The organism is Cobetia sp. SIMBA_158 (assembly GCF_046566945.1).
Lineage (GTDB): Bacteria > Pseudomonadota > Gammaproteobacteria > Pseudomonadales > Halomonadaceae > Cobetia > Cobetia amphilecti.
Genome location: NZ_JAWJYL010001234.1, coordinates 1 through 230, shown reverse-complemented (window position 1 = coordinate 230; position 230 = coordinate 1). Strand labels below are relative to the sequence as shown.

Annotated in this window: 1 pseudogene; it reads right to left on the bottom strand. The window is 66.1% G+C overall.

Going from position 1 to position 230, the window contains the following annotated elements:
- Nucleotides 1–42 precede the first annotated feature (42 nt).
- Nucleotides 43–230: pseudogene (locus R2R70_RS23655) on the bottom strand (AAA family ATPase); the annotation flags it as partial.

Below are 230 nucleotides of genomic sequence, written 5' to 3'. Positions count from 1 at the left end.
GTGGAATACCGCTTCGACGCCACGCACCTCGGTGCGCGGGAGCTAATAGATTCGCGAGCCCAGGCGGTCTGCACGCTGCAGGGTGACCACGGCCCCCGCCAGCGAGGCGACATCCTCATTCTCGGTGTGCAGTGGCGCGATAGCGGCGGGGAAGGTCTCCTCCCCCACGCGCAGGCGCAAGCCATTGACGCGGACGTTTTTTCGCCGGATCAGCTCCGGCAGATCGACAT